This is a genomic window from Streptococcus parasanguinis, from assembly GCF_001578955.1.
GTDB classification, from domain to species: Bacteria; Bacillota; Bacilli; order Lactobacillales; family Streptococcaceae; genus Streptococcus; species Streptococcus parasanguinis_U.
In genome coordinates this window covers 740,670-741,712 of sequence record NZ_KQ969689.1, presented here as the reverse complement: position 1 = coordinate 741,712, position 1,043 = coordinate 740,670, and the positions used below count along the sequence as shown (strand labels likewise).

2 protein-coding genes are annotated in these 1,043 nt (G+C 43.5%); both read left to right on the top strand.

Annotated features, from left to right (window positions below; translation table 11 throughout):
* Positions 1-459 (top strand): HAD-IIB family hydrolase (locus SPADD19_RS03575; protein WP_128861569.1); only part of this gene is annotated, 459 nt, incomplete at its 5' end.
* Positions 460-461: 2 nt separating this feature from the next.
* The coding region (pepT, locus tag SPADD19_RS03570; protein ID WP_128861570.1) for a peptidase T at positions 462-1,043 on the top strand (582 nt) is incomplete at its 3' end.

Sequence of the window (1,043 nt, the reverse complement as noted above, 5' to 3'; positions counted from 1 at the left end):
AGTGAACTGGTTACGATGGATGCCGGCATCGTAAATAGTAAACCAACACCTGTCTCAGAAGAGGATCTACCCAACCTTGTTCCTATTTTTCAAGCTATGTATGTGGGAGATCCTTCTGCTATTGATGCCTTTCAAGCTCAGCACGAGGCTGCATTAGAAGCTGATTTTAACACTGTTCGTTCACAGAATATCCTATTTGAAATCCTTCCTAAAGGTGCGAGCAAGGCATCTGCTCTTCAAGCATTAAGCCAAACATTAGGCTACAGCAGAGACCAGGTTATGGCTCTTGGAGATGCTAATAATGACCTTGAAATGCTTCGTTTTGCTGGCTATAGCGTCGCTATGGGAAATGGCAATGCTGCTGTCAAGGAAATCGCAGACTTCATCACCCTGACCAATGATGAAGATGGCGTGGCACATGCTATTCACAAATTAATTGAAACTGAAAAAGGAGAATGATCATGAAATACGCAAATTTGTTGGACCGTTTTATTACCTATGTAAAGGTTAACACACGTTCAGACGAGAATTCTACAACCACTCCAAGTACCCAATCACAAGTTGATTTTGCAACAAACGTTTTGATCCCTGAGATGAAACGCGTGGGTCTTCAAAACGTCTACTATTTGCCAAACGGCTATGCCATTGGGACACTTCCAGCTAATGATCCAAGCTTTACACGCAAGATTGGATTTATCTCTCACATGGACACCGCTGACTTCAATGCTGAAAATGTCAATCCACAAATCGTTGAGAATTACGATGGGGGTGTCATTGCTCTAGGGGGTTCTGGTTTCACACTGGATCCAGCTGATTTTGCTCATTTGAACAACTACAAGGGACAAACCTTGATCACGACGGACGGTACTACTCTTCTGGGAGCAGATGATAAATCTGGTATCGCTGAAATTATGACGGCTATCGAATACCTGACAGCGCATCCTGAAATCAAACACGGGGAGATCCGTGTCGGCTTTGGTCCAGATGAAGAAATCGGCGTCGGAGCAGATCAATTTGATGCAGAAGATTTTGATGTAGACTTT